The organism is Blautia sp. JLR.GB0024 (assembly GCF_037000545.1).
Taxonomy (GTDB): Bacteria; Bacillota; Clostridia; order Lachnospirales; family Lachnospiraceae; genus Blautia; species Blautia celeris.
In genome coordinates this window covers 88,563-113,813 of record NZ_JBANBF010000001.1, presented here as the reverse complement: position 1 = coordinate 113,813, position 25,251 = coordinate 88,563, and the positions used below count along the sequence as shown (strand labels likewise).

Sequence of the window (25,251 nt, the reverse complement as noted above, 5' to 3'; positions counted from 1 at the left end):
AGGAACTTAAGAGATACCTATAATTTTAAAATCTCGGATTGAAATATAGGTAAAGCAGGAAGAAAAATTGGTCAGGAACTTAAGAAATACCTATAATTTTAAAATCTCAGATTGAAATATAGGTAAAGCAGGAAGAAAAATTGGTCAGGAACTTAAGAAATACCTATAATTTTAAAATCTCGGATTGAAATATAGGTAAAGCAGGAAGAAAAATTGGTCAGGAACTTAAGAAATACCTATAATTTTAAAATCTTGGATTGAAATATAGGTAAAGCAGGAAGAAAAATTGGTCAGAAACTTAAGAAATACCTATAATTTTAAAATCCCGGATTGAAATATAGGTAAAGCAGGAAGAGAATCTGATCAGAATCTCCAGAAATACCTATAATTCTAAGATATTGGAACAGAATAGCAGGTAATCTTTCATAGGCCAAGCCAGGCTCACTGGAAATGTCGGGACTTTCTGGATTTTTTGCACTTTCTCAAATGGCACGGAAAAATCGTGTGGGAAAAGAAGGTGGTTTTTCTTATATTTTACCGGCCAGTTGAATAGGATTTTTTCTTTTGCAGCAGAAGAGGCCGAAAAAAGGCACAATATCCCATCATACCTTTTTTCGGCCACACCCATCTGCATTACATTTCTATGCCACTTCAGCCGGCATTCATTTAAACACTTTCGCCGGCACGCAGTCCTCAATTTTCTGCCCCGATTCTATCAGCCTTCCACGATCAAATACTGACCGTTCGGAAGCACAAAAACCTCACTTGCCTCCTCAATCTCGTCCAGTGACATTCCATCCACATCCATCCCGTTTTCCTCAAAATAATCCCGGACTTCCTCAATAGAGTCCACTACAACTGCCATGCAGTCCTCCAGGAAGGCTTCCGCCTCCTCCACAGTCTCCGCCACCGGCTCGGCAAAAAGCTGCCCCTGATTCTGTAAAAATGTGAGTAAGCATTCATCGCTGAATTCGTTCATTCTGCATATCCTCCTTTAATAATTATTTTATTTAAAACGGTTTCCACCCGTTTTGTTTCTGCTCTGCACGCCTTTTTCACTGCATCCTTCGCGTCGCCTGCCGCATAACTGTACTTTACCTTTGACAGCATCTCCAGGTCGTTATAGTTGTCGCCAAAGGCTGCGCACTCCTCCGGCTTTATCTGCAGGCTCTGCTGCAGAATCTGCATGGCGTTTCCTTTATCCGCGCCTTTCGGCATCATATCCAGCCAGGCGAATCCGGAGGTGACAACTGTGGCCCGCTCCCCGAATTTTTCTTTCCAGTAGGGGTAGATATTCTCCACGCCCGCCTCCTCATACACCGATATCTTCAGGTATGGCTCCTCTATACGAAAAATATCATCCATCAGAGTCACATCATTTTTTACAAAATTGGCGATATGGTCATAAAAAGAGGGCTTCTTTGGCTGGATGTAGCATGTACTCTCACCGGAGACCAGTGCCTCCGCGCTTTCCTTCTCCAGTATGCTTTCCAGTATCTCATCTCCTAATGTCCTGTCAAACACATCTTTATGTAGGACTCTGCCCTGATAGACCACAAGTGCGCCATTTTCACAAATATATGCAATATCATCCTTCACAGGTTCAAACAGTCTTCGCAGATTGGGGTACTGCCTGCCGCTGGCTGCCGCAAATAAAATGCCCATTTCGGATAATTTTTTGATCATTGCAACCGCTTCCCGGGAGATTTCCCTTGTTCCCTGCAGAAGCGTCCCGTCCAAATCACTGGCAATGAGTTTCAGCATGGTTTCTCTCCTTTGCAAATGCCAGTACCTCGTCCGGTCTGTCCACTATTTTTTTCGCCTCATGCTCCTCAAGCTCTCTTCTCGGGCGAAATCCCCATGTAACGCCTACGGTAAACATACCCGCTGCCTTTCCGGTATCCATATCCGTGTTGGTATCCCCCAGATACAGACATTCCTCCGGAGTGACGCCAAGCCTGTCTGCAATGGCCAGCGCCCCCACAGGCGAAGGCTTTCTCGGCACTTGGGCGGTCTGGCCCTGCACTTCATCGAACAGGCCCTCTCCGAAAATCTTCTTCACAACATCCACTGCTGCGTGATGAGGCTTATTGGAAAATACAGCGATCCGTATTCCCTCCTCCTTCAGTCCCCGAAGCAGTTCCGGAATACCCTCAAAGGGCTTTACATGGTAAAAGGGGTCCTCCTCGAACCATTTCCTGTAAAGCACTCTCGCCTCCTCATAATCCACCTTGTCAGTGCCTTTGGAGGCTTTTAAGATCCGTTTTACCAGTTCATCGGCTCCGTCCCCTGCATAATAATTATACTCCTGAATCGGCTGTTCGGGAAGCCCATAATGGCGAAGAAGCCTGTTTCCCACAACACCGATGGATTCCACTGTGTCCGCGATCGTTCCGTCCAAATCAAATATACATGCCCGAATCATGAATGCCACTCCTTTATGTCTATTCCCATCTGTTTTAATTCCTGATAGAGCCTTGCCAGGGGAAGTCCGACCACATTGCTGTAATCACCATCTATCTTCTCCACAAAGACTGCGGATTTTCCCTGAATCCCATAGGCGCCCGCCTTGTCCATAGGCTCCCCGGTCCTCACATAGGCGTCAATCTCCTCCCCGGTCATGGGATAAAAGACGACCTCTGTCTTCTCATAAAAGCTCTTCTGCGTTACCGTGCCGCCCTGCCGTAACAGAAGGGTCACGCCTGTGTATACCTGATGGGTATTGCCCTGGAGACGTAAAAGCATATCCCGGGCCATGGCTGCGTCCGCCGGTTTTCCCAGAATGGAATCCTGAAATGCCACCACAGTGTCTGCTCCGATCACCAGCACATCCCCGGATGTCCTCTCAAAAACTTCACTTCCCTTACAGCGGGACAGTTCCTGTACTACTTCCCGGGGAACACTGGACGTCATAATTTCCTCCGCATTGCTCGGGCAGACTTCAAAGACAGCCCCAATCTGCTCCAGCAGTTCCCTGCGTCTGGGAGAAGCACTGGCTAATATTATTTTTCTCATTTATGCTCCCTGCCTCCTATTCATGCTTTTTTAAGTATAGCGTCTCTCACTCTTCCATGCAATATAATTTTTTGCCAAATTTTTCATCTGTGTTTTACAAAATCTGATATTATTTTACCAGAATCCCGTTGGAATATTCAGCCGGATATTTCCCGTCCCGCGCAGGAACTTATGTTCCCTTGGAAAAACAGAAAATATGGGATATAATAAACACCAGGTAACCCCTCAACAAAGAATAAAGGAGTGCTCTATGAAAATACTTTTTACTGATCTGGACGGCACACTGCTCAACGACGAAAAACAGATTCCAGAAGAAAATTCCATTGCTGTAAAGCGTACTCTTCAGAACGGAAATGCTGTGGTGCTCTGCACGGGCCGCTCCTATTTTTCCGCCAAAAAGTTTGTGGACAGACTTGGACTGAACCGGGAAGGATGCTATGCCATTCTCTACAACGGAGGCATGATTTACGACTGCTGCAGCGGGGAGATTCTCTATCAGAACACCATGCCTCTGTCCTACGTAAAATACATTTTTGACCAGGCCGCCCGCTTTGACCTCTACTGCCAGACCTATGAGGGAGATTATGTGGTCACCCCTGAGGACCGGCCGGAAGCGGCTCAGTACCACTGGTCTTCCCAGATGGAGGTACGGGTGGACCCGAACCTTCTGGAGCATCTGAAGGAGGAGCCTGTGAAGGTGCTGACCTCCTGTCTGGACGACAGAAAAAAGCATGAGGCATACCGTGACGCTATGCTTCCGTGGGCCAAAGGAAAGGTTTCCATCTTTTTCTCCAGTGAATATTATCTGGAACATGTGATGGAGGGTGTTTCAAAAGGCGCTGCCATCCGCTGGCTCTGCCGGTATCTGCATGTGCCCATAGAGCAGACCATAGGCGCAGGGGACGCGGAAAACGACCTGTCCATGCTGGATGCCGCAGGCTTTGCCGTGTGCATGAAAAACGGCACCCCGGAGGCAAAAAAACACGCGGATTATATTACCCGGCGTGACAACAACCAGGGCGGTGTGGCGGAAATCATTGAAAAATTCATGTAAAACAACACTTTTTAGCAAATTTCATGTAAAATTTATGAATTAGGTCTTCCAATATTCTGTTAAAAAGTATTATAATGGTAATACTAAAAATAGTCATTTGAAAGGAAAGGGATTAATATGGGTAGCTTTGGAAAAAAATTATTGGGGTTCAGTGTAATCGGTGCGGCTGCCGGTGCAGCTTTTTATTATTTGAAAAAACAAAAAGAAGAAGATCCTGATCTGGAAGAAGATTTCGCCGACTTTCAGGACAATGTAAAAGAAACGGCTGCATCTGCCAAAAATGTGGCAAGCAAGCTCAAAGAAAAAGTGGAAAAAACGGTTGAGGAAACGGTAAATAAAGTAAAAGAACACACAGATGATATTCTGGATGATCTGGATGATGAGGACATCTTCGAGGATGACGACATGGATCTGGATGATATCAAAGAGGATGTCAAAGAGGCGGCCAAGGATGTTAAGGAAGATTTAGAAGACGCTGCCGGAACTGCCAAGGAATGCGCTGCGGAAACAGCCGAAAACGTGAAGGAAGCCGTGGAAAAAAGTGTGGAACAGGTATCTGAGGACCTGAAGGCAAGAATGGAAAACGCAAAAAAAGCCATGGAGAACACCACCGCTGAATCTTCAGACAAAACAGAATAATATACAGAACCCGGGGCGGCTGTACAAGCCGTATCCCGGGTCTTTTTTTATATCCTTTATGACTCCTGGCTGCCATTCAGCTTCTCCAGTATCTGCCTTTTATAACTCAGAAATTCATCTGTCAGATTGAAATCACTGCGCCTTGGGCGCGGTTCCTGTATGCATATCTCCTCTGTGATCCGTCCCGGTTTTCCTGTGAGCAGATAAATCCTGTCCGACAATAAAATAGCCTCATCCATGTCATGAGTGATAAAGATCGTGGACAGATGGATCTGCTCCATCACCTGCAGATACCACCTGTGCATGGCACTCTTGGTCAATGTATCAAGAGCTGAAAAGGGCTCATCCAAAAGGGCCAGTTTCCGTGAAAACAGGTACGTCCTTAAAAGGGCAGCCCTCTGGCGCATCCCCCCTGAGAGCTGGGCCGGATACTTTTTCTGGGTCCCTTCCAGTCCGAATTCCTGAAAATAAGGCTGTACTTTTTCCCTGGCAGCCTTTTTCTTCTCCCCTTTTATGAGAAGGGGAAGAGCCACATTGTCCTCTATGGTGCGGTACGGGAGAAGCATGTCCTTCTGCAGCATATAGCTGACATTTCCGGGACAACCTGTGATCTCCCGGCCATCCAGATATACATGCCCGGTCTCCGGCTTTTCCAGACCGGATATCACATTGAAAAGTGTTGTCTTGCCGCCGCCGCTGACACCTAAAAGGCTGACCAGCTCCTGGTCATGGAGTTCTATGCTGATATCCTCCAGGATCTTCACTCCGTCAAAGGATTTGCTCACATTTGAAACCTTTAATTCCGCCATATCTCCTCCTCCGAAAACTGCCTTTATTCCGGCAGATAGTCATTGGAAAATCCGGCATTTTCCGGAAGCTCTGCCTCTGACAAACCGTTTTCATTCAGCCAGCCGTAAAAGGCATTCCATCTGGCAGGGTCAATATATCCCCACTGCTTTACATCCGCTTTATACTGGTCCTTTAAATACTCCTGACTGGCTTTTACCAGTTCCTCATCCAGCTCCGGGGAAGCTTCCAGAAGAATAGATGCTGCTTCGTCCGGGTCTGCAATGGCATCCTCATAACCCTGCTTCAAAGCCCGGAGAAAAGCCTTTGCCGTATCTGGCTTCTCTTCCAGAAAATCATTGTTTGCTATCACAACCGGTGTATAGTAATCAAATACAGGATTGATATCCTTAAAGGCAAAGTAATCCGTCTCCAGATCTGCTACCTCTGTGGCAACTCCTGCCCACGCATAGAAAATCCAGATGGCATCCACGGATTTTGATTTCAGCGCGGAGACCTCGTCTGTGACCGTACTTGGGATCAGTTCCACTTTAGAGAAATCCCCGCCGTCTTTTTCCACCACATTCTGCATCATGGCTTTCTCAATGGGGGCATCCCAGGTGGCGTATTTCTTTCCTTCCAGACCTTTGGGGCGCTCCATCCCCTCCCCTTTTCTGGAGATAATGCCGGATGTATTGTGCTGGATCAGGGCTGCTACCGCTGTATTTGGCAGTGCGTTGTCACCTGCCACACCCGGTGCCATGCTGTCCTGGAAAGAGACACCAAACTGGGCTTTTCCCGATGCCACAAGAGCGTCCGCGCCGTCCTCCGGTGGCTGTACGATCTCTACATCCAGTCCCTCCTTCTCAAAATATCCCTTCTCTTTCGCCACGTAAAGACCTGTATGGTTTGTATTGGGGGTCCAGTCCAGCACGAAAGTGATCTTCTCCAAATCTTCGGAACCGCTGTCCTTCTTCCCGCTGTCTTCGCTGCTGCCGCACGCCGCCACAGATGTGAGCATACAGGCTGTCAGGACAGCCGCCAGAATCTTCTTTTTCATCCTCCATTGTCCTCTCTGTTCTGTCTTATTTTGCCCGTTCCCAGAGCATGCTTTTTTTCTGCAGAATATCCACCAGCTTCATGAGAAGAAGGCTGATAATGGATATGAGAAAAATAACTGCAAACATTTTGTCAAAGGCAAACGCCTTTTTCACACGTGTCATATACACACCGAGGCCGGAAAAACCGCCCAGCCACTCAGAGATAACCGCTCCCACCACGGAGTAGGAGGCAGATATGCGCAGGCTTGCATAAAACCGGCCCATGGCCCCCGGCATCTTGATATATCGGAAGATCTGAAGCCTGCCGGCCCCCATGCTTCGTAAAAGGTTCATCATATCCTTGTCTGCGGAGCGGAATCCTTCCAAAAGCCCAATGGTGATAGGGAAAAAGGTCACGATCACGATCAGAATGACCTTTGGCAGCATCTCATATCCGAACCACAGCACCAAAAGAGGCGCGATGGCTACGGTAGGCACGGTCTGTGTAATAACGATCAGCGGATAAAACGCCTTGTAAAGCTTGTCAAAGCGGTCCATAAGAACTGCCATGACAAACCCGAAAACCACACCGCAGAAAAGCCCTGCAGCCGCCTCCAAAAGCGTCACCCTGGAATTCTCCATGAGCAGGGGAAATTCACTGATAAACGCCCTCACCACCTGTACCGGCGAGGGCAGCATATACCCCGGGACCAGGCCTGCCATGGAGACAGCCTGCCAGATGACCAGAATGGCGGCCAGGGCTGCAGATGCCCATAGCTTACTGGTGGTGCTTTGTAACTTTTTTCTCAATGGTCAGCACATCTCCTTCTGGCTTATAGGACACTTTAATATAGGCCGCAACAGAAGGCGCGCCTGCACGGACAGCGATGTGCTGGCATTCTTTTACAATATCCATAAGTTCATCATAGTCACCCTCAATGGCTGTCTCAAAAGGCCCTACATAATAGTTCAGCCCCGTACTCTTAATATAGTCAATGACCTCATCGACTATACGGATCAGTTCCTCGTCATTTGCTGCCTCCGGCAGTGTCTGGATTGCTACGCTTGCGTTCATTTTCTTTTCCTCCTTAGAAATTTATCATCGTTTTCTGCCGGGGAATCTGTGCAAAAGAAAAAGCCCCCGACAGGTTTTACCCGATCAGGAGCTGTTTTTCAGAACAAATGCGCACCGGTCTATGGTGCCTCTCTTATGCTCCCTACGCCGGCATTACCCGGATCAGGTTAAGGGTGAAAAACGATTACGGTTTTACTCTCAGCCGGACTTCTCTCCAGCTCCCCTGTTGTCTTCTCAAGTTTACTTCATTGTAAATTGATTGTCAAGTCAATCTCATATATCTTTATCGCCGTACAGCGCAATTTCCTCTTTCTGTCTCTCATCATACTCCCTGCACACGGTCTCTACGTCCGCCCCCTCACAGAGCTCTACGCAGAGTTCCTTGATGGTATTCCAGGTATTAAACGGGAGCGTGAAATCCTGATTGGGAATCTGGCCTCCGGATGCCAGACAGGATACAAACTTCTCAGCCTGGGGCAGCGTGGTGGCCTCATTTCCGCGTGCTGAGGATACCTTCCCCAGCTCCCCTGCAAATGCATTGAGCGTATCTGTGGTACACAGGTTTTCCAGGATTGCAAGCGCCTCGCCAAGATGCTCTGTATTGGGATTGACAGCCAGCCTCTGGTCCGCACCCACAACACAGACGGGGCCTTCCTTCAGCACCGGCAGCGCGGTCATCTCGGCTGCAAACGGGTAGTCCCTGGCAAACGCTGCCGCGCGGCAGAGAGAACTGATAAACGCGCATTTTCCCTCAGCGAAAAAGGCGGCCTCCTCGTCACTGCCCGGCAGGGTCTCCAAGGAGCGTTCCACATCCAGATATTCCCTGTCGATCATGGTCTGCAGAAAAGCAAAGCCGTCCCGCATATAGGTACTGACAGGCGTTTCCCCCTTTGCAAGAGCGGCAGTAAGCGCCTCACTCTCAGGATTCTGATACAGCGGCCCCAGTCCCGCACACATGGCAGGAACACTCAGTCCAAAATCCTTATTGGCCCCGTAGGGAAGGATGCCGTTCTGCTTTAATACATCACAGACGTTCCAGAACTCGTCCAGTGTCTCCGGAATCTCCAGCTGATACTGATGGAGCATATCCACATTCCAGATCAGGCCAAAACCGGTATAGGACAGAGGGACCGAAAACACCTTCCCCTTATATGTACTCTGCCGGAGGGCATCCTCAGAAAGGCTGCTGATACAGTCAAGACCGGATAAATCATAGATAAAACCTTTCTGGTCAAACTCCAGCACATCCTCCGCCGGTATGATATACAGGTCATCTGCCTGTCCGCTTTCCATGCGCTTCAGCAGAAGTTCCCGGTAAGAAAGCCCTTCCTCCGCATAGAAATCCGCGAAATCACTGTACAGGATAATATTGCCCTTTGTTTTTGGATTGATCACATCAGAACAGCACTTATTTATGATCTCTGATATGTTTTCCCCCTGGGTAAAGAGGGTGATCACAACATCCGGCTCATTTTTATCAATGTATACTTCCGGCTCTTCCTTCTCTCCGGAACAGCCGCTGCATAAAAGCATACATGCAAGTGCCGCTGCCGTTAACCTTCTATATCTTCTCTTCATTTTTTCCATCCCCGCTTTCCTTATCCGCATATATCCGGATGACTTCAAAAAGCCTTGCTATATCGATCGGTTTGGATATATGGGCATCCATTCCGGCATTTTTACATTTTAAAACATCCTCCTCAAAGGCATCGGCAGTCATGGCTATAATGGGAATATGTTCCGCACTGTTCTTCTGGAGCGCCCGGATCTCTCCCGTGGCTGTAAAGCCGTCCATCACAGGCATATGGATATCCATAAAGATCATATCATAATATCCCGGCCCGGTCTGCTCCACTTTCCTGACAGCCTGCAGACCGTCCTCCACGCTGTCCACCAAAATACCGCTGTCCCGCAGCAGTTCCTCCACAATTTCCCGGTTCAGTTCATTATCCTCAGCCATCAGAACATGCAGGCCTTCAAACCGTCCGCGGGTTTCACTGTCCATGATTTCCTGTACTTTTGCGGAAGACCCCATGATATAATAACGCAGCTTCTGCACCAGTTCAGAGCGGAAAACAGGCTTTGTCAAAAATCCATTGATTCCCGCTTCCAGAGCTTCCTGCTCCACTTCCTCCCAATTGTAGGCTGACAACAGAATGATCGGGATATCACTGCCGAGATCCGCCCGGATACGGCGGGCAGTCTCCACCCCGTCCATCTCCGGCATCTTCCAGTCCAAAATCACCGCAAAGTAATCCCGGCCCATCCGGCGGGCCCTGTTGGCGGCTTTTACAGCCTCCCCGCCGCTCAGTGCCCAATCCACATGCACCCCGGCTTCCTCAAGCATGAGCTGGATGCCCTCGCAGGTATCCGGGCTGTCATCCACCACAAGCACCGTATGTCCCGCCAGCACGCCGGTCTCCTGTTTGTCAGGTTCCATAAGAACCATGGGCAGAACCACCGTAAACTTTGACCCTGCACCGAGCGTACTTTCCACATGGATCGTACCGCTCATCACATCCACAATGTTTTTTGTGATGGCCATTCCCAGGCCGGTGCCTGTCACCTTGCTCAGACGGTTATCCTCTGCCCGCTCAAAAGGATTGAAGATACGTTTTACAAAGTCAGGTTCCATTCCGATGCCGTTGTCTTCCACCTGGAATACAATATCGATCATCCGGTCATCCCGCTTTTTTTCCTGGAGCCGGATCGTGATCTCTCCGCCCTGCGGCGTGTATTTCACAGCGTTTGATAAGAGGTTCAGAAGGATCTTCTGAATATGCAAAGCATCCCCGATCACGATATCATAATCCAGGACAGACGATTTTACATGCATGGTGTGGCCTTTTTTTGTCATTTCCGGCTTAATGAGGAGCAGAACATTGGAGATCAGCTCCGGCAGGTTCACAGGCTCCTTTTTCAGGCTGAATTTACCGCTCTCGATACGCGACATATCCAGCACCTCATTGATGAGGGCAAGCAGATGATCAGATGCCGTGGATATTTTTTCCAGGCTGTCCTTAACCTTATCCGGGTTATTCAGATTAGCCCGCGCAATGGCTGTCATGCCGATGATGCCGTTCATTGGCGTACGGATATCATGTGACATGGAGGAAAAGAAGGCGTTTCTGGCCCGGTTGTTCTCCTGTGCCTGCCGCAGGGCATCCGCAAGGTCATCCCGCATATGGTGCTCGCCTGTGGTATCATGCAGGACAGCCAGGTACTGCCCGTTATCCGCGGGAAGAAGATGCACCTCTGTCCAGCGCTGCAGCTCATTGTCTGTGCCTGTCTTATACTCCTTTCGCATCTTCTTCACCAGACTGCCGTTAAAGAAGGAAATGCGGTCCCTGTCATCCCCCGGCATCCCACAGTGGTCAAAGAGGATTTCCGGCCTGGACATGACCTGCCCCGGTTCCACATCAAACAGCATCCTGACATTGTCGGAAACCATTTCCACGCTTCTGTCCGCAGGGTTGTAGACAAGAAAAGCAAAATCTATGTTGGAAGAAATGTTCTGGAAAAGCCGTTCCCGGTAAATCCTTCCCTGTTCACGCCCCTTCATGGATTCGCGGCTGAGCAGCAGTCCTGTGATCAGGATCAGCGCCACTGCCAGCTCTGTAAATGTGACGGCCACCATCTTGATGATCTCAGATGACTCCTGCTGCAGAACGCGTTTGGGCAGGATAGAAATGAGATACCAGTTATAAGAATCCCTTATGGGCAAAAAGCATAAAATGCCGCTCTCCCCCTGAAATTCCAGGCTGATGGTTCCCGCCTCTTTCTTCCTCATAAGGTCCTGCAGGGTACTCAGCATCTTTTCCCCGTTGTTGTGCTGCGCCAGAAAACCGTAGATGTCATCTGTCTTTGAACCTGTGCTTTCAATCACCCAGGAACCGCTGTCGCCATCCACTACATAAGCGTACCCGGATCCCCCGCTGAAAGTAAAAAGGGCAGGGTCATTGTATTTGGAAAGTGTCTTGTCAGCGTAAAGAGCTCCCACCTGTCTGCCACCCGCACAGACAGGGGCCTGGAAGGTGATCTGAGGCCGTCCGCTGCTCCCCACGTAGGCATCCGAATACCCGGATTTTCCCCGGGACAGCGCTGTTTCCTCAAAGGGAAAAGACGCAGTATCCACCGGTTCCGCGCTGCTGTCAATACCGGTTCCATCCATCCCCACATAATAAAACCGGTAGAAATCCGAAGACTCCGCGTAGTTGGCAAGTGTCTCAAAAGACGCCGCATCCCCACCGCTTAAAGCAAACAGATTGGCATTGGATATGACCTGCTGCTCATCATTTTCAAATTTACTGTTGATACTGCTTTGGATCATACGTGTGGAATTCATCAGCGTCTCATTGGATCCCTGGTTCATCTTGGCATTGATACGGTCCAGAAAGGAGAGCATAAAGACAACAGTAAACGCAAGCAGAAGGATGACACTGATCAGGATCGCAACAGACCGTTTCTTATATTTCTTCATACCCTCACCTCAAATTATGGCAGGCCGGAATTCCAAAATGTGCGTTGAAAAATTCCATTCTGCTTTCTATAAAAATCTGCCACGCATCTGCAAAGTCATACAGACGGCCGGCGCGCAGATATTTTTCCGACAGTTCCAGCACTGCCTCAGGACTTGGGGGAAGCTGACCTGATTTCATCATCACTGCAGACAGAATATATCCCCATGTGATCAGTTCCCTTAATTTTCTGCAGCATTCCCGGATCATGGGTGACGGGCACTCCCGGATGATAAAGCTCAGTAACACATCCATACAGAGAATACTGCTCTTTGTCCCCCTGACCTTACCCAGTTCCCGCAGAAATTCTTCACCTCTTTGCTGCGGCGATGACTCCAGGGTAAACAGCAAGATACCCCTGACCGTCAGGGCCAGGATCTGAAGGCTCTCGCCATGCAGACGCAGACTTTCCCTGATCTCCGCTGCATTCCAGTTAAAATCCGTATTTCCAAGGCATACCTCTGTGCCGATCCCCATATGTGACTTTGTCACTCCCAGGGATTCCAGCAAAGCCAATGTGCGGCGCACTGTGCTCAGTGACACATGATACAGTTCTGCCATCTTAGGCTGTGAAGGCAGATAACTGCCCATGGAATAACGCCCGGAAAAAATCTCACGGATAATAACAGAAGCCAGCGTATACCTCACCTGAGGGCGCTGGCGGTAGATATCCCAATGAAACGGAATCTGACCGATATTTTCCAGATGATACTTTTCACGCGCACGTTCAATAAAATCCAGTACTTCTTCTTCAGCATTGACATACCGGTACCCGGATTGGGAATCCGGACTGCCTGCTGTTTGTTCCGCTAATATTTCCTCCGCACAGTTTCTGGGATTTGACCGGTTCTGCGGGTAAAGAAAATTCACATAGCGCAGACACTGCCAGTAAAGATTCAGCATGAGGGCATTGTCAAAGACACGAAAGGTATCAATACAGAGCTTTACCGGTATGGGTATGGCGCCGGACACGACAGCGTTATGTCTGCTGTTTTCCTCCTCTGCCGCTTTCCTGTCCAGTCTGCGCAGACCGGCCTCCCAAAGAGGCAGAAATAAAATCTTTCCCGCCCGGGCAATATCCCGGATTCCATCCCTGCGGGGCACAAAATAATCCGCGGCATTTTTTTCAAACTCCTCACTCGTTCCTCTGTATACCACCTCTGCGGCCCTGCGCTCCTCGGTTACGATATACCCTTCTTCCTCCAGCTTGGCAAGCGCCGCCCGGACTGTATTCCGCCCCACCTGAAATGTAGAACAAATCACGGAAACCGATGATAGGGAATCTCCGTATTTATAATATCCGAACAGAATACGGGATTCATAATACTCATAAATCAACTCGTAAAGCCCTTTGTCTTTTTTCATATTTTTCTCCTAAAAGAAATCATCTCAGATTCGGCGAAAACAACCCTGTTCATGTTGGTCAATATTATAATCTTACCATAACTGACATTATTATGCAATGTCAGACAAGAAGCTTTATGTATCTGCATGGACACAGATATACGAATAATTTATCTGTTAAGTCCACCGGCAAAAATAGGGCAGCCATCCGGCTGCTGCCCGCCGAATGACTGCCCTATTCAAATTTCCGTGCCGCTCCAGGCGGCTGTAAGCCTTTTTATCCCCTCCTCCAGGTCTTCCTCCGGCATGGTGGCATACCCCAGAAGGACAGTGGACTGCATGGGCGGCGTCTGCCCGCTGACCAGAAATTCAGACAGGCCGTAGACCCTGACACCAAAACGGGCTGCTTTTTCCACGGCTTCCTGTTCAGACAAGCCATTTTTTAACTGTACCAGAAGATGTACGCCTGCGTGTTCGCCGAAATACGTGCACACATTTCCCATGCTGTCCTTCAGCCAGCGCAGAAGCAGGTCATGTTTTCCTTTGTAAAGGCTGCGCATTCTGTTCAAATGCCGCTCATAATGGCCTTCTCTGAGAAAACGCTCCAGTATTTTCTGGTCCGCCCTGGATACGGTGACAGAGAAAGGATTTTCTCCGCTCAGATACCGCCTCATAAGCTTTTTTGGAAGTACCATATAACTGATTCGGATGGAGGGAGCTATGGATTTTGAGAAGGTTCCAAGATAAATGACACGCTCCTCCTTGTCAAATCCCTGTAAAGCAGGTATGGGTTTTCCCTTATAACGGAACTCACTGTCATAGTCATCCTCTATGATATAGCGCTCCCCCCTCCCTGCCCATTTGAGCAGAGAGAGGCGGCGTTTCAGGGGCATGACCGTGCCCATGGGGAACTGATGGGAGGGCATGACATATACCATGTCCGCCCCGGTTTGCTCCAGATCTTTCACATCAATTCCCTGTTCATCCTGATTTACGACACACCGTTCAAATCCCATATGTCCAAAATCATGCCAGGCACTTCTGTATGTAGGATTCTCCATGGCGATCCTTCTGTCACGTCCAAGGATCGTGCACAGAAGCATCAGCAGATAATCGTTCCCCGCCCCCACAAGGATCTGCTCCGGTTCGCAGTGCACACCTCTCGCCCGGTAAAGATACTCTGCGATGGCTTCCCGAAGGGACAGTTCCCCGCAGGGATCGCCCAGCGCAAAGAGTGAATCCTGCGCATCTGTCAGTACCTGCCGTGACAATCTGCGCCAGGCATTGTGAGGAAAGCTGCCGGGGGCGATTCCGTTCAGAGCAAAATCATATACAAACCCATCCCTGTCTTTGAAAGATTCCCGGTCCGCCTGCCTTTTCGTTTCGTGCGGTCTGCCTTTTAACGCACCTTCCTGTGATGCACCGCTTCCCGCGTCCGTCTGCTCCTGTCTTCTGCCAGTGCCGTAATAAAGCCCTTCAATGTCGCATACATAGTACCCCTTGCACGGAACCGCTTCAATATATCCTTCCGACACAAGCTGGTCATAGGCCAGATCCACTGTACTCCTGCTCACTGCCAAATTTCCCGCAAGTGCACGGGAGGACGGCAGCCGCACACCTGCGGCCAGCCGTCCTTCCTGGATTTCCTGTTTAAAATATTCACATATCTGTTCGTACAAAGGCGCATCAGCCTTTGTATCCAGTGAAATGATCAAATCGTTCATTCTTTTCTCTCACACTCATGGCCCATAGAAAATATGACGGACATAATTTCTATAATTTAAAGGAGCTCTTCAAAGACACGATCCTGTTAAATACCGGTTCTCCCGGTTTGGAATCGTGGCAGTCTGCGCAGAAGAAACCGTTTCTCACAAACTGGAAGCTGTCATATGCCTCCGCCTGGGCAAGTGCCGGTTCCACATAGCAGTCTTTCAGCACGACCAGGGAATTGGGGTTCAGATTCAGGCTTCCGTCCTCTTTGTTGTACACACCTTTCTCCTCATCCACAATGTTCTCATAGAGACGGCACTCCACATTCACTGCAGTTTTCTGCGCTACCCAGTGAATGGTTCCCTTAACTTTTCTTCCGTCCGGGGAATTTCCGCCCTTAGACTCAGGGTCATAGGTACAGTGTACCACTGTGATATTGCCGTTCTCGTCTTTTTCAAAACCGGTGCATTTTACAAAATAAGCGTTCATCAGGCGCACTTCATTGTCCGGATAGAGACGTTTGTATTTCTTCGGCGGCACTTCCATGAAGTCCTCACGCTCAATATACAGTTCTCTTCCGAAAGGCACTTTTCTGCTGCCAAGCTCAGGATTTTCCATGTTGTTGGCAACGTCCAGATACTCAATCTGGTCTTCCGGATAATTGTCAATGACCAGCTTCAGCGGGTCCAACACTGCCATCATACGGGGCTTTTTCATTTTCAAATCCTCGCGGATGCAGTACTCCAGCATCGCGTAATCCACAGAGCTGTTTGCCTTTGACACTCCGCAGAGATCCACAAACATTTTGATGGATTCCGGGGTAAATCCGCGTCTTCTCAACGCCGCAATGGACACCAGACGGGGATCATCCCATCCGTCCACAATGCCGTCCTCAACCAGTTTTTTAATATAACGCTTGCCTGTCACCACATTGGTCAGGTACAGCTTTGCAAATTCAATCTGTTTCGGCGGATGGGGATATTCAAGCTCCCTTACCACCCAGTCATACAGGGGGCGGTGGTCCTCAAATTCCAGGGTACAGATGGAATGTGTCACGCCCTCAATGGCATCCTCAATGGGATGAGCAAAGTCATACATGGGATAAATGCACCATTTGTCGCCTGTATTGTGATGTGTCATGTGGGCCACACGGTAGATGACCGGGTCTCTCATATTGATATTCGGGGAAGCCATATCAATCTTAGCCCGGAGCACTTTGCTTCCGTCCTCAAACTCCCCGTTTTTCATGCGCTCAAACAGGTCCAGGTTCTCCTCCACACTTCTGTCTCTGTATGGGCTTTCCTTTCCCGGCTCTGTGAGGGTTCCGCGGTATTCACGGATCTGCTCTGCAGTCAGATCACAGACAAACGCTTTTCCTTTTTTGATCAGCTTTACCGCTGCCTCATACATCTGTTCAAAATAATCGGAGGCAAAATACAGACGGTCCTCCCAGTCTGCGCCCAGCCATTTGATATCCGCCTTGATGGATTCCACAAACTCCACCTTTTCTTTTGTGGGGTTGGTATCGTCAAAACGCATGTTGAACTTTCCATGGTATTTCTGTGCCAGGCCGTAGTTGAGCAGGATTGATTTTGCATGGCCGATATGCAGATAACCGTTGGGTTCCGGCGGGAAACGGGTACAGATCTCCTCGTATTTTCCTTCCTCCAGATCCTTGTCAATAATCTGTTCAATAAAGTTTTTAGAAACGGTTTCTTTTGCTGTTTCCTTTTCCACTTACAGTTCCTCCATCATCTATCATTTATGGTAATTTTTTGTCTAAGAAATATACTACCATAAAAATGGCATTTTTCAAAGGCTTTCTATTAAAAAATTTAGAAAGGCAAGTGTTGGGATACTGTTCACACGTCACTGTCCCGCGAGGTGTTTTCAGGCCGGTGCCCGGCCTAAACCGCAGCACCGGCCTGAAACCGGACCTTTATTTTCCGTATTACGGAATCATGTACCCGTAATCGGTTATGACTGCATCCATGATTTTTCTAAGCCCAGCCGGAACCGCGGGATTCTCATCATCCAGAAGGATTTCCACCGGTCCGCCGAAGAGGCGTACTTTTACACGTTTCTCTTCCCTGTCCAGAACTGTAAAACCATTATTCTCACTGTCTTCCATATCCGCTTCATTGGCAAACAGGGTAAATTTATCCTTATACGGAGCGCTTGCGTACGGACAGAATGTCTTACAGTTGCCGCACTCGTTACACATGTAATCCACATGGACGATCTGGCGCATAGCCATTCCCGGCACTTTCACCGCCACATTGGCCCTGTTTGGACATACATCTGTACAGTTTTCGCAGACTGCCGCGCAGTTCAGGCATCTGCCGCTTTCTTCTGCCGGTTCCCTCTCACTGTCCAGTATACCCTTTTTGCTGTAACAGGATTCCTCACAGCCGTCCTTTTTAAGCTCAGAGACAACTGCTTTTTGAAGGAATGCCGCTGCTGCCTTCTGGGCATCCCGGATTCCCTCCACTACGGTTGCAGGACCGCCAAGTCCGTCGCCGATCACGTAGACACCGCTTGAGGCTTCCAGTGTCCTGCTGTCAGCCACAACCTTTCCCCTGTTGTCAAGAGGAAGTCCGTTTGCCTGATAGAGCTCAGTGTCCACACGCTCTCCTACGGCTGCTATGACGGTATCCGCAGGTACTGTTTCCGTCTCACCGGTCTCCTCCACAGAGGCCCTTCCGGAAGCGTCCATAGCGCCAAGCTTCATCTTCCTGCACAGCAGTTTTCCATCCTCCACGGATACAGGGGACAGCAGTTCACGAAATTCAATGCCTTCCTCCTGCACAAGTGTCAGTTCCTCCGCGTCTGCAGGCATATAGCGTCTTGTTCTTCTGTATACCAGATATACATGCTCCACGCCTTTGGTGCGCTTTGCGGCTCTGGCTGTGTCCATGGCTGTGTTGCCTCCGCCGATGACCACCACATGCTTTCCAAGGTCCACATTGCCGTCTTTTGCCTTGAATTCTTTCAGGAATTCAGCGGCATCCAACGGTGTTTTGTTCTCCAGTTTTAATACTCCGGGTTTTCCTGCTCCTGCTGCGAAAAATACAGCGTCAAAGCCCTGGTCTTTCAGCTCTTTGACAGAAGTTATCTCTTTTCCAAGCTCCACCTTCACACCCATTTTGCGGATGATGGCAGCGTCTTTTTCTATGGCCTCTTTTGTGATCCTGAAATCAGGAATCACGTGTGCAACCACGCCGCCCAGAGCCTTTTCTTTTTCAAATATGGTCACATCCGCGCCGCCTCTTGCCAGGAAATACGCTGCCGCCATACCGGAGGGGCCGCCGCCGATGACTGCCGCTTTTCTGCCGTCTGTCTTCTCGGGCACAGCCAGCTTCTCCATCACTGCATCGTATGCTTTTTCGGCTGCCTCCAGCTTCACATTTCTGATATGAACCGGCTCCTCATAGAAGTTCCTGGTACATTTGCTCATGCAGTTGTGGGCACAGATAGTTCCTGTGATGAAAGGAAGCGGATTCTTGTCGAGGATCACCTCCAGAGCCTCCTCATACTTACCTGCAGAAGCCAGTTCCATATAATTGCTCACATCCTGATGGATGGGACATCCCGCCTCGCAGGGTGCCATAAAGCAGTCCATAAGGGGAACACTGTCTTTTACCTTGCGGTTTGGAAGGGGCTTAATGGGTTTTACATGGTGCACATCACGTTTTGCATCCTCGGCAAGCTTTGTGACTGCCTCCACATCAATTCCCGCAAACGGCTTCAGGCCTTCTTCTGCCAGCAGTTTTGCCATCTGCGCACTGCGGTTGTATCCGCCCGGTTTTAAGAGGGTAGTAGCCACTGTCACAGGCCAGATGCCGGCTCCTACGATCCTGGATATATTGTAGTAATCCGCGCCGCCGGAATAAGCGATCCGCAGACGTCCGTCAAATTCCTTCGCAAGCTTTGCAGCCAGGGAAATAGACAGGGGGAACAGTGCCTTGCCGGACATATACATCTCCTCGCTTGGCAGCTCCTCTCTTGTCACATCCACCGGGAAGGTGTTGGTTATCTTCACGCCAAAGGACAGTCCCAGATCTTCGGACAGCTTCATAAGCCTTGTGAACATGGGCACAGCATCCGCGTACTGCAGGTCATCCTTAAAGTGGAAGTCCCCGAACATCATATAGTCATATCCCATCTCATCCATAGTCTTTCTGGCAAATTCGTATCCCAGAAGGGTTGGATTACATTTTACAAAGGTATTGATATGTTTTTCCGTGAGCAGATAGTTGGCTATGCTCTCGATCTCATGAGGCGGACATCCGTGAAGGGTGGAAATGGTGGCGGAATTGCAGATATCCTCCGGTATGGACTCCACGTCCTCTTTCGTGTAATGTTCAAATTTTTCTATGTTTTCCAGCAGCCAGTTCCTGCACTCGGCAAATGTGGCATCCTGTCCTGCATGCATCATGGTATCAATGAAATGGTTGATCTTTTCGGATTTGATGCCTGCCAGGTCATAGCCCACACTGATGTTGAACTGGAACCCGTCCTGGGCACCCAGGCCGAACTCTTTTGCCATTACATGCAGGGCAAACCAGGCCTTAATATACTCGCTCATGGCATCCGGTACGGTGAGCTCTGTGGACCATTCGCAGTTATAGCCTTCGTCCTCAGCCAGAATACAGGGTTTGTTCACACAGGCGGAAAGCTCTGCCCCGTCCATGATCTGCACAGTCTTCAGCTCAAAGAAACGGCTTCCCGTATAATACGCTGCAATGATATTCTGCGCAAGCTGCGTGTGGGGGCCGGCTGCCGGACCGATGGGAGTCTCCAGATTCCTGCCGAAGATCTCCGCTTTTTCCTCTCCTGCCACGTACTTTTTATGTGTTCCGAATACTGTTTTACCCGCCTTTTTCTCTTCCAGAACCCAGTTCATGATCTGGGAAAACGGCATACATGTCATCTTATCGCCCATAATAAAAACCTCCCATAAATCCCTTATCTTCCATTAATAGAATCTGCTAATTTCTTCGCTTCTTCCCTGCATTTTGCCATTACTTCCGCTTCATCCGCCACTAAGACTTCCCTGTCTTTCATAAGGATCTTTCCGTTGCAGACTGTGGTATTTACCTGTCTTCCGCTCATGCCGAACAGTACATGGCTGTTGATATTTCCTGCGTGCATAGGGGTGAGCGGATCGTAATCCATAACGATCACATCTGCTGCTGCGCCCTCTTTCAGCACGCCCAGGTCTTTCTTAAAATAGCGTCCCGCGATTTGCGCATTGCCTTCAAAGAGCATTTTGGGAACCTCTCCCCATGCTGCGTTGGGGTCGCAGAGGTGATGTTTGTGAAGGACATTTGCCACCTTGTAGGACTCCAGCATATCATGGGTATAGCCGTCTGTGCCAAGGCCGGTCAGGATTCCCTTCTCCACGATCTTCATGGTTGGCGGGCATCCGCAGGCATTTCCCATGTTGGATTCCGGGTTATGTACGACCATGGTGTCCGTCTCTTTTAAGAGATCCATCTCATGCTCATTGATATAAATGCAGTGCCCGAGAAGTGTCTTCTCTCCCAGAATGCCGCAGTCCATCAGACGGTCCACGATTCTCTTTCCGTAGTGTTTCAGGCAGTGATGCAGGTCCTCGATTCCCTCTGCCACATGGATGTGATAACCGACCCCGTCCGGCTTATGAGCTGCTGCCATCTCCATGGTCTCATTGGAGATGGTGAAGGATGCGTGCATACCCATCATGCCTGCGATCATATCGCTGTCATCTGCCAGAGCATAGCGTGCAAACCTCTCATTTTCCAGTACGGATTCACGGGCCTTTTCCATCCCGTCCCTGTCTGAGATCTCATAACAGAGGCAGGTGCGGATTCCCAGGTCTTTTGCCGCCTCACTGATGGTAAACAGACTGTCAGGTATCCGACAGAAACTGGCATGATGGTCAAATACGGTGGTCACACCATTTTTAATACTGTCCAGATATGTGGCATAAGCACTGTATTTTGTCCCCTCCAAGGTCAGATGGCGGTCAATGGTCCACCACATGCCGTCCAGGATATCCAGAAAACCGTGGGGATCATAACCGTCAATGGACAGGCCCCTGGCAAACGCGCTGTAAATATGCTCATGAGCATTGATAAATGCCGGCATGATCACACCGCCCTTTGCATCCACATATTCAGCATCGGGAAATTCCTTTTTAAGCTCAGCTTCTTCCCCTGCCTTTTTAACCACATTGCCGTCCAGAACTACTGCCCCGTGTTCAAAAAAAGGCGCCTGGTCATCTCTTGTCACAAGTCTTCCGTTCCCAATCATTAACATAGTTTTACCTCCTTGCGCATTCCATACTTGATAAGTATTCTGCATTTCCCATATTCATTAACTCTAGTTTATCATCACCGTGAAGTAATAGCAAGTGTTTTTCTAAAAATTTTTGAGGTATCACAAATTTTTTTGTATTTCTTTGTAAATCCTTATTTTTTCCGCAGAAAAGCCACCCCGGATCTCCTCTTACGGATATCCGTGATGGCTTTTTATCAGTCTCTCTGGAGCATAAAATTTACCATGGCTGATGCCAGAAGTTTTCCTGTCTTCTCAGAGCGGCATTCTGTATGTATATTGGCCAGATGTTTTCCGATCCTGTCTGCTTTTGCCGTCACCAGAAGTGCGTCTTCCCTGGTTCCGGGAAGCAGATAATTGATATTCAGATTGATGGTGGGTGTCACTGCACATCCGGTCAAATTACGTGTAAGCGCACCGCTGGTGGTATCCACAGCCGCAGCTATGAGCCCTCCGTGCATGGTGGACATGTGGTTCAGCTCCCATTCCTGCACCGGATAGCGCAGAGTCAGGGAACGCTCGGCCGCACTGCAGGAATGAAACTCCAGACCCATCCGGCAGTATAGATGTTCCGGATTCTTTGGGTACATTTTTTCTATATCGTGCTGAATTTCTGTCTCCATTTTCTTCTGCTTTTCTTCTGTTGTCATATTACTGTTTATCCTTTCTTTTCCAGCAGCAGTTCTTCCAGCCTGACAAGAGGAACTGCCGGGCTGTACAGATATCCCTGGTACAGACAGCACCCCATGCTTTCCAAAAGGCTGCGGATCTCCTCTGTCTCCACATATTCGGCCATCACCACAAAATCCAGGTTCCTGCCGAGAGAGATGATGGAAGATACGATTTCCTGATTTCTTTTGTTCTCCACTATGCCTCTGACCAGACCGCCGTCCAGCTTGATGGCATAAAAACTGTTGTGCTGCAGGTATTTCAGGCTGGTCCGGCCCATGCTGAAGTCATCCACAGCAGCCAGGATACCTGCTGCCTTCAGCCTGCTGATGTGATAGGGAATCTCCTCCATTTTGTCCACAGCAGATTCCTCTGTGATCTCCAGACAGTAATGTCCCGCCACGCCGTATGTCTCTGCCATTCGTATGACCTTCTCCACAAACCGCGGTGAGTTAAGCTGTTCTGCCGTTATATTGGCTGAAATGGTGACAGGTTCGCCAAGATTCAGAAGTCTGCTGCACGCCTTCATGGAAGTCTCTATGACACACTCCGTCAGCCGGTCAAAAAAACCGTCCTCCTGTGCAAGCGCCACAGCCAGAGGAGGGTAAACCGCCTCATCCATATAGCGCCAGCGCAGAAGCGCTTCTGCCCCTGCCATCCTGTTTCGGCAGTCATACTGGGGCTGGTATCCCATGGTCAGATTCTTCTCCTCCACATCAATGCGGAGCTGGGATGCCATATTTCTTGCCAGGATTCCCATACTGTCCCGGCGTTCCAGAAGGCTTACAGCCGCACCGGCTTCCTGATGCTCCTTCAGATACTCCGTTAACTCTTGCTGCAGCATTTCTGCCTGAAGCTTCCGCACCTGTTCGGAGACTTTTACAAAAGGCGTATAGATGGCTGTTCCGACAAACACGATCACCGCCTGCACCGCCGCACCCCGCCAGGAACCGGAGGACAGATATCCGCTGAAGAATACCGGTGTGGTCCAGGTCACAGTCTCTCCCAAAAGAGGCAGGAAACCGCTCACTGCAGCCCCGTAAGCGATCAGCAGGGAACACAGGGGTGTCAATATAAACGGAATGACCATGATCGGATTCAATACGATCGGGAGTCCGTACACGAGAATTTCATTGATGTTAAAAAAGACTGCCGGGGCTGCGGAACGGGCAAGCTGCCGGTTATCCCTGCTTCCGGCAAACAACAGCAGCGCTATCACAAGGCAGATGGAAGTACCACATCCGCCCATCAGCGCGAAATTGTCCAAAAAAGATTTTGATATGACAGCTCCTGAGACCGTATCATTTGGCACCAGATATGTCTGGGATACCTGTTCCAGGGCATTGCCACCGTGAATCCCAAAGGCCCACAGCAGGTCCAGCACCAGCACATAAAGTACACCCGCCCCCAGACCGTCATTTACATTGTGAAACAGATTTACAATAAAATTTGTGATCAGGTCATTCAGATTATCCGCCTTAAACACTGTTTTGATCAGCAGGTTCAGCGCCACAAAAAGGAGTGTGCAGAACAAAAGCGGATAAATAGCGGAAAGGGAATTGCGGTAATCCACATCTGACCCGGCAGAACGAAACCGGAATGCCGGGGACAGCTTTTCACAGAAAAAATAAAAGATCCTGGTCGCCGCAATGGCGGCAAACATGGCCGTAAAAACTCCAACCGGCCCCAGATCGCTTAATTCCATGGAGCCGCTGGCAGCGCCAAAGGACACGGCAAAGCAGATGGCAGAGACCACCATTGCCATGACCTGAAGGAACTGGTCCCTGTCTTTCATGGTCGCTGCATAATAATAACTGATACTCATCACAAGGTAAATGGACATAAAACCAACGGTGGCATCAAAGAGAAAACTCAGTATCTGATGCAGGACACCCCCTGCCCATTTCTCAATAAACGTCTGAAACGCAGGCACCGGAAAACTTCTGAAAAGCAGGGCAAAAGCCCCCACCAGCAGGGCGGGAATCAGAAGCGTAAACCCCTTCCGGACGGAGGAGATGATGCTGTTATTCTCTATTCTGTAGATTATCCTCAATACTTTTCCATACATAACCGGCCCCCTCTGTTACCCCGTATAAAACCGGGGACGAAACAATATTGCCATACATTTTATTTTACATGCCTTACTCGTCTTTTGCAATCTAAAATCTCTTTGTTTTCCTTACTTTCCCTTTTCCAAAATATACCAGAAGCCGCCTTGTGACCATCAATACTCTACCTCAAGAAGCGTCAGCCCCTGGGCGGGCGCTGTAAATCCGGCCGCACCTCTGTCACAGGCTGACAAAATCCCTTTCATTTCCTCCGGCTTTCTGGTTCCTCTTCCTGCCTCGATCAGGGTACCTGTAAGAATCCGCACCATGTTGTAGAGAAATCCGTCTCCGGTGTATGTGATCCTCAGTTCATTCGGCAAAGATTCCACTCGTATACTGTATATAGTCCGTACTGTGGACTTTTTCATTTTCTTATTGGAGCAGAAGCTTTTAAAGTCATGGGTGCCTGTCAGCAGCTCTGCCGCTGCTTTTATGGCATCCACATCAAATTCCTCATGCAGGGGGCACTGGTATTTTCTCTCAAATACATTTTTGTGATGGCCTGTTGCTATTCTGTACTGATAGACTTTTTTCTTTGCCAGAAGGCGGCTGTGGAAGCGCTCCTGCACCTGGGTGACTTTATAAATTTCAATATCCTCCGGAAGATAGCGGTTCAGGTATGCGCAGATCTCCTCACAGTTTTTCTCTGTATCCATGTGCACATTAGCCACCTGGCCTTTTGCGTGTACGCCTGCATCTGTTCTTCCCGCGCCGTCGATCTGAACAGGTGCATCCAGCATCCTGGACAAGACTTCTTCGATTTTCCCCTGAATGGTATTGCCCGTTGTCTTCTGCCTCTGCCAGCCCTCATAGCGCGTTCCGTCATACTGTATATCCAGTCTGTAATTCATTTTCCATCCCTCTTTCCGAATAAAGTTTCCTTTCGTATCTGTCTATTCTATCAGACATCCCATCCGGCGAAAAGAGATATTTTTCGATTTTGCCTATTGACAAATCCGCTTTCACCAACTAT

At 49.2% G+C, this 25,251-nt stretch carries 20 protein-coding genes and 1 riboswitch; of the genes, 2 read left to right on the top strand and 18 right to left on the bottom strand.

All coding sequences use genetic code 11. From position 1 onward, the window contains the following. Positions 1-715: 715 nt before the first annotated feature. From V8Q34_RS00460 to V8Q34_RS00445, 4 genes are read right to left on the bottom strand one after another with little or no spacing between them, the layout of a single operon-like run. Entirely contained in the window at positions 716-979 is a 264-nt protein-coding gene (locus tag V8Q34_RS00460) for a hypothetical protein (RefSeq protein WP_033139746.1), read from the bottom strand. Further along, complete coding sequence (locus V8Q34_RS00455) at positions 976-1,764, bottom strand: HAD family hydrolase (RefSeq protein ID WP_148393456.1); 789 nt, start codon at positions 1,762-1,764, stop codon at positions 976-978. Before V8Q34_RS00455 ends, V8Q34_RS00460 begins: the two co-directional genes overlap by 4 nt. Then, on the bottom strand, positions 1,742-2,425 hold the full coding sequence (locus V8Q34_RS00450) for an HAD family hydrolase (protein WP_033139748.1): 684 nt from the start codon (positions 2,423-2,425) through the stop codon (positions 1,742-1,744). Before V8Q34_RS00450 ends, V8Q34_RS00455 begins: the two co-directional genes overlap by 23 nt. Next, positions 2,422-3,015 carry a Maf family protein gene (locus V8Q34_RS00445; RefSeq protein WP_033139749.1) on the bottom strand — a complete coding sequence of 198 codons (594 nt, stop codon included), beginning with the start codon at positions 3,013-3,015 and terminating at the stop codon, positions 2,422-2,424. Before V8Q34_RS00445 ends, V8Q34_RS00450 begins: the two co-directional genes overlap by 4 nt. A 250-nt stretch (positions 3,016-3,265) precedes the next feature. On the opposite strand from V8Q34_RS00445, the gene V8Q34_RS00440 reads away from it, so the two are divergent. Beyond that, the gene (locus tag V8Q34_RS00440) at positions 3,266-4,069 is read left to right on the top strand and encodes a Cof-type HAD-IIB family hydrolase (protein WP_033139750.1); all 804 of its coding nucleotides are present in this window, start codon (positions 3,266-3,268) and stop codon (positions 4,067-4,069) included. 117 nt (positions 4,070-4,186) lie between these two features. Beyond that, complete coding sequence (locus V8Q34_RS00435) at positions 4,187-4,708, top strand: hypothetical protein (protein ID WP_033139751.1); 522 nt, start codon at positions 4,187-4,189, stop codon at positions 4,706-4,708. Positions 4,709-4,764: 56 nt separating this feature from the next. Here V8Q34_RS00435 and V8Q34_RS00430 read toward each other — a convergent pair whose 3' ends face one another. The 14 genes from V8Q34_RS00430 to truA form a co-directional block, all read right to left on the bottom strand. After that, a complete protein-coding gene (locus V8Q34_RS00430) occupies positions 4,765-5,517 on the bottom strand; it encodes an ABC transporter ATP-binding protein (protein ID WP_244806208.1) in 753 nt (250 codons plus the stop codon). A gap of 23 nt (positions 5,518-5,540) precedes the next feature. Continuing rightward, positions 5,541-6,554 (bottom strand): ABC transporter substrate-binding protein, encoded by a 1,014-nt coding sequence (locus V8Q34_RS00425; RefSeq protein WP_244806207.1) that lies wholly within the window; start codon positions 6,552-6,554, stop codon positions 5,541-5,543. A gap of 25 nt (positions 6,555-6,579) precedes the next feature. Next, the gene (locus V8Q34_RS00420) at positions 6,580-7,344 is read right to left on the bottom strand and encodes an ABC transporter permease (RefSeq protein ID WP_335834524.1); all 765 of its coding nucleotides are present in this window, start codon (positions 7,342-7,344) and stop codon (positions 6,580-6,582) included. After that, positions 7,313-7,609: a thiamine-binding protein gene (locus V8Q34_RS00415; RefSeq protein ID WP_033139755.1), complete on the bottom strand. Its 297-nt coding sequence runs from the start codon at positions 7,607-7,609 to the stop codon at positions 7,313-7,315. The genes V8Q34_RS00420 and V8Q34_RS00415 overlap by 32 nt, the downstream gene beginning before the upstream one ends. 122 nt (positions 7,610-7,731) lie before the next feature. Beyond that, a riboswitch (TPP riboswitch) is annotated at positions 7,732-7,844 on the bottom strand. A 38-nt stretch (positions 7,845-7,882) separates the two neighbouring features. After that, the gene (locus V8Q34_RS00410; RefSeq protein ID WP_225305340.1) at positions 7,883-9,187 is read right to left on the bottom strand and encodes an ABC transporter substrate-binding protein; all 1,305 of its coding nucleotides are present in this window, start codon (positions 9,185-9,187) and stop codon (positions 7,883-7,885) included. Next, a complete protein-coding gene (locus tag V8Q34_RS00405; protein WP_335834523.1) occupies positions 9,171-12,089 on the bottom strand; it encodes a response regulator in 2,919 nt (972 codons plus the stop codon). Before V8Q34_RS00405 ends, V8Q34_RS00410 begins: the two co-directional genes overlap by 17 nt. Before the next feature lie 4 nt (positions 12,090-12,093). Continuing rightward, positions 12,094-13,491, bottom strand: coding sequence for a GntR family transcriptional regulator (locus V8Q34_RS00400; protein WP_335834522.1), 1,398 nt, complete (start codon positions 13,489-13,491; stop codon positions 12,094-12,096). Between the two features lie 218 nt (positions 13,492-13,709). Beyond that, positions 13,710-15,194, bottom strand: coding sequence for a MocR-like pyridoxine biosynthesis transcription factor PdxR (pdxR, locus tag V8Q34_RS00395; protein ID WP_335834521.1), 1,485 nt, complete (start codon positions 15,192-15,194; stop codon positions 13,710-13,712). Positions 15,195-15,243: 49 nt separating this feature from the next. Then, a complete protein-coding gene (locus tag V8Q34_RS00390) occupies positions 15,244-16,917 on the bottom strand; it encodes a glutamine--tRNA ligase/YqeY domain fusion protein (protein ID WP_033139759.1) in 1,674 nt (557 codons plus the stop codon). Between the two features lie 214 nt (positions 16,918-17,131). Further along, positions 17,132-20,125 carry a putative selenate reductase subunit YgfK gene (ygfK, locus tag V8Q34_RS00385; RefSeq protein ID WP_335834518.1) on the bottom strand — a complete coding sequence of 998 codons (2,994 nt, stop codon included), beginning with the start codon at positions 20,123-20,125 and terminating at the stop codon, positions 17,132-17,134. 23 nt (positions 20,126-20,148) lie between these two features. Then, positions 20,149-21,483: a putative aminohydrolase SsnA gene (gene ssnA / locus V8Q34_RS00380; protein WP_033139761.1), complete on the bottom strand. Its 1,335-nt coding sequence runs from the start codon at positions 21,481-21,483 to the stop codon at positions 20,149-20,151. A 215-nt stretch (positions 21,484-21,698) separates the two neighbouring features. Further along, positions 21,699-22,151 carry a PaaI family thioesterase gene (locus V8Q34_RS00375; protein WP_033139762.1) on the bottom strand — a complete coding sequence of 151 codons (453 nt, stop codon included), beginning with the start codon at positions 22,149-22,151 and terminating at the stop codon, positions 21,699-21,701. An 8-nt stretch (positions 22,152-22,159) separates the two neighbouring features. Continuing rightward, on the bottom strand, positions 22,160-24,238 hold the full coding sequence (locus V8Q34_RS00370) for a PTS sugar transporter subunit IIC/EAL domain-containing protein (protein ID WP_033139763.1): 2,079 nt from the start codon (positions 24,236-24,238) through the stop codon (positions 22,160-22,162). A 156-nt stretch (positions 24,239-24,394) separates the two neighbouring features. Continuing rightward, positions 24,395-25,129: a tRNA pseudouridine(38-40) synthase TruA gene (gene truA / locus V8Q34_RS00365; RefSeq protein ID WP_033139764.1), complete on the bottom strand. Its 735-nt coding sequence runs from the start codon at positions 25,127-25,129 to the stop codon at positions 24,395-24,397. Positions 25,130-25,251 lie beyond the last annotated feature (122 nt).

What these genes read in the sequence shown, in the direction of transcription:
- V8Q34_RS00460 (WP_033139746.1), bottom strand. Translation starts at nt 979, where the DNA reads ATGAACGAATTCAGCGATGAATGCTTACTCACATTTTTACAGAATCAG.
- V8Q34_RS00455 (WP_148393456.1), bottom strand. Translation starts at nt 1,764, where the DNA reads ATGCTGAAACTCATTGCCAGTGATTTGGACGGGACGCTTCTGCAGGGA.
- V8Q34_RS00450 (WP_033139748.1), bottom strand. Translation starts at nt 2,425, where the DNA reads ATGATTCGGGCATGTATATTTGATTTGGACGGAACGATCGCGGACACA.
- V8Q34_RS00445 (WP_033139749.1), bottom strand. Translation starts at nt 3,015, where the DNA reads ATGAGAAAAATAATATTAGCCAGTGCTTCTCCCAGACGCAGGGAACTG.
- V8Q34_RS00440 (WP_033139750.1), top strand. Translation starts at nt 3,266, where the DNA reads ATGAAAATACTTTTTACTGATCTGGACGGCACACTGCTCAACGACGAA.
- V8Q34_RS00435 (WP_033139751.1), top strand. Translation starts at nt 4,187, where the DNA reads ATGGGTAGCTTTGGAAAAAAATTATTGGGGTTCAGTGTAATCGGTGCG.
- V8Q34_RS00430 (WP_244806208.1), bottom strand. Translation starts at nt 5,517, where the DNA reads ATGGCGGAATTAAAGGTTTCAAATGTGAGCAAATCCTTTGACGGAGTG.
- V8Q34_RS00425 (WP_244806207.1), bottom strand. Translation starts at nt 6,554, where the DNA reads ATGAAAAAGAAGATTCTGGCGGCTGTCCTGACAGCCTGTATGCTCACA.
- V8Q34_RS00415 (WP_033139755.1), bottom strand. Translation starts at nt 7,609, where the DNA reads ATGAACGCAAGCGTAGCAATCCAGACACTGCCGGAGGCAGCAAATGAC.
- V8Q34_RS00410 (WP_225305340.1), bottom strand. Translation starts at nt 9,187, where the DNA reads ATGAAGAGAAGATATAGAAGGTTAACGGCAGCGGCACTTGCATGTATG.
- V8Q34_RS00405 (WP_335834523.1), bottom strand. Translation starts at nt 12,089, where the DNA reads ATGAAGAAATATAAGAAACGGTCTGTTGCGATCCTGATCAGTGTCATC.
- V8Q34_RS00400 (WP_335834522.1), bottom strand. Translation starts at nt 13,491, where the DNA reads ATGAAAAAAGACAAAGGGCTTTACGAGTTGATTTATGAGTATTATGAA.
- pdxR (WP_335834521.1), bottom strand. Translation starts at nt 15,194, where the DNA reads ATGAACGATTTGATCATTTCACTGGATACAAAGGCTGATGCGCCTTTG.
- ygfK (WP_335834518.1), bottom strand. Translation starts at nt 20,125, where the DNA reads ATGGGCGATAAGATGACATGTATGCCGTTTTCCCAGATCATGAACTGG.
- ssnA (WP_033139761.1), bottom strand. Translation starts at nt 21,483, where the DNA reads ATGTTAATGATTGGGAACGGAAGACTTGTGACAAGAGATGACCAGGCG.
- V8Q34_RS00375 (WP_033139762.1), bottom strand. Translation starts at nt 22,151, where the DNA reads ATGACAACAGAAGAAAAGCAGAAGAAAATGGAGACAGAAATTCAGCAC.
- V8Q34_RS00370 (WP_033139763.1), bottom strand. Translation starts at nt 24,238, where the DNA reads ATGTATGGAAAAGTATTGAGGATAATCTACAGAATAGAGAATAACAGC.
- truA (WP_033139764.1), bottom strand. Translation starts at nt 25,129, where the DNA reads ATGAATTACAGACTGGATATACAGTATGACGGAACGCGCTATGAGGGC.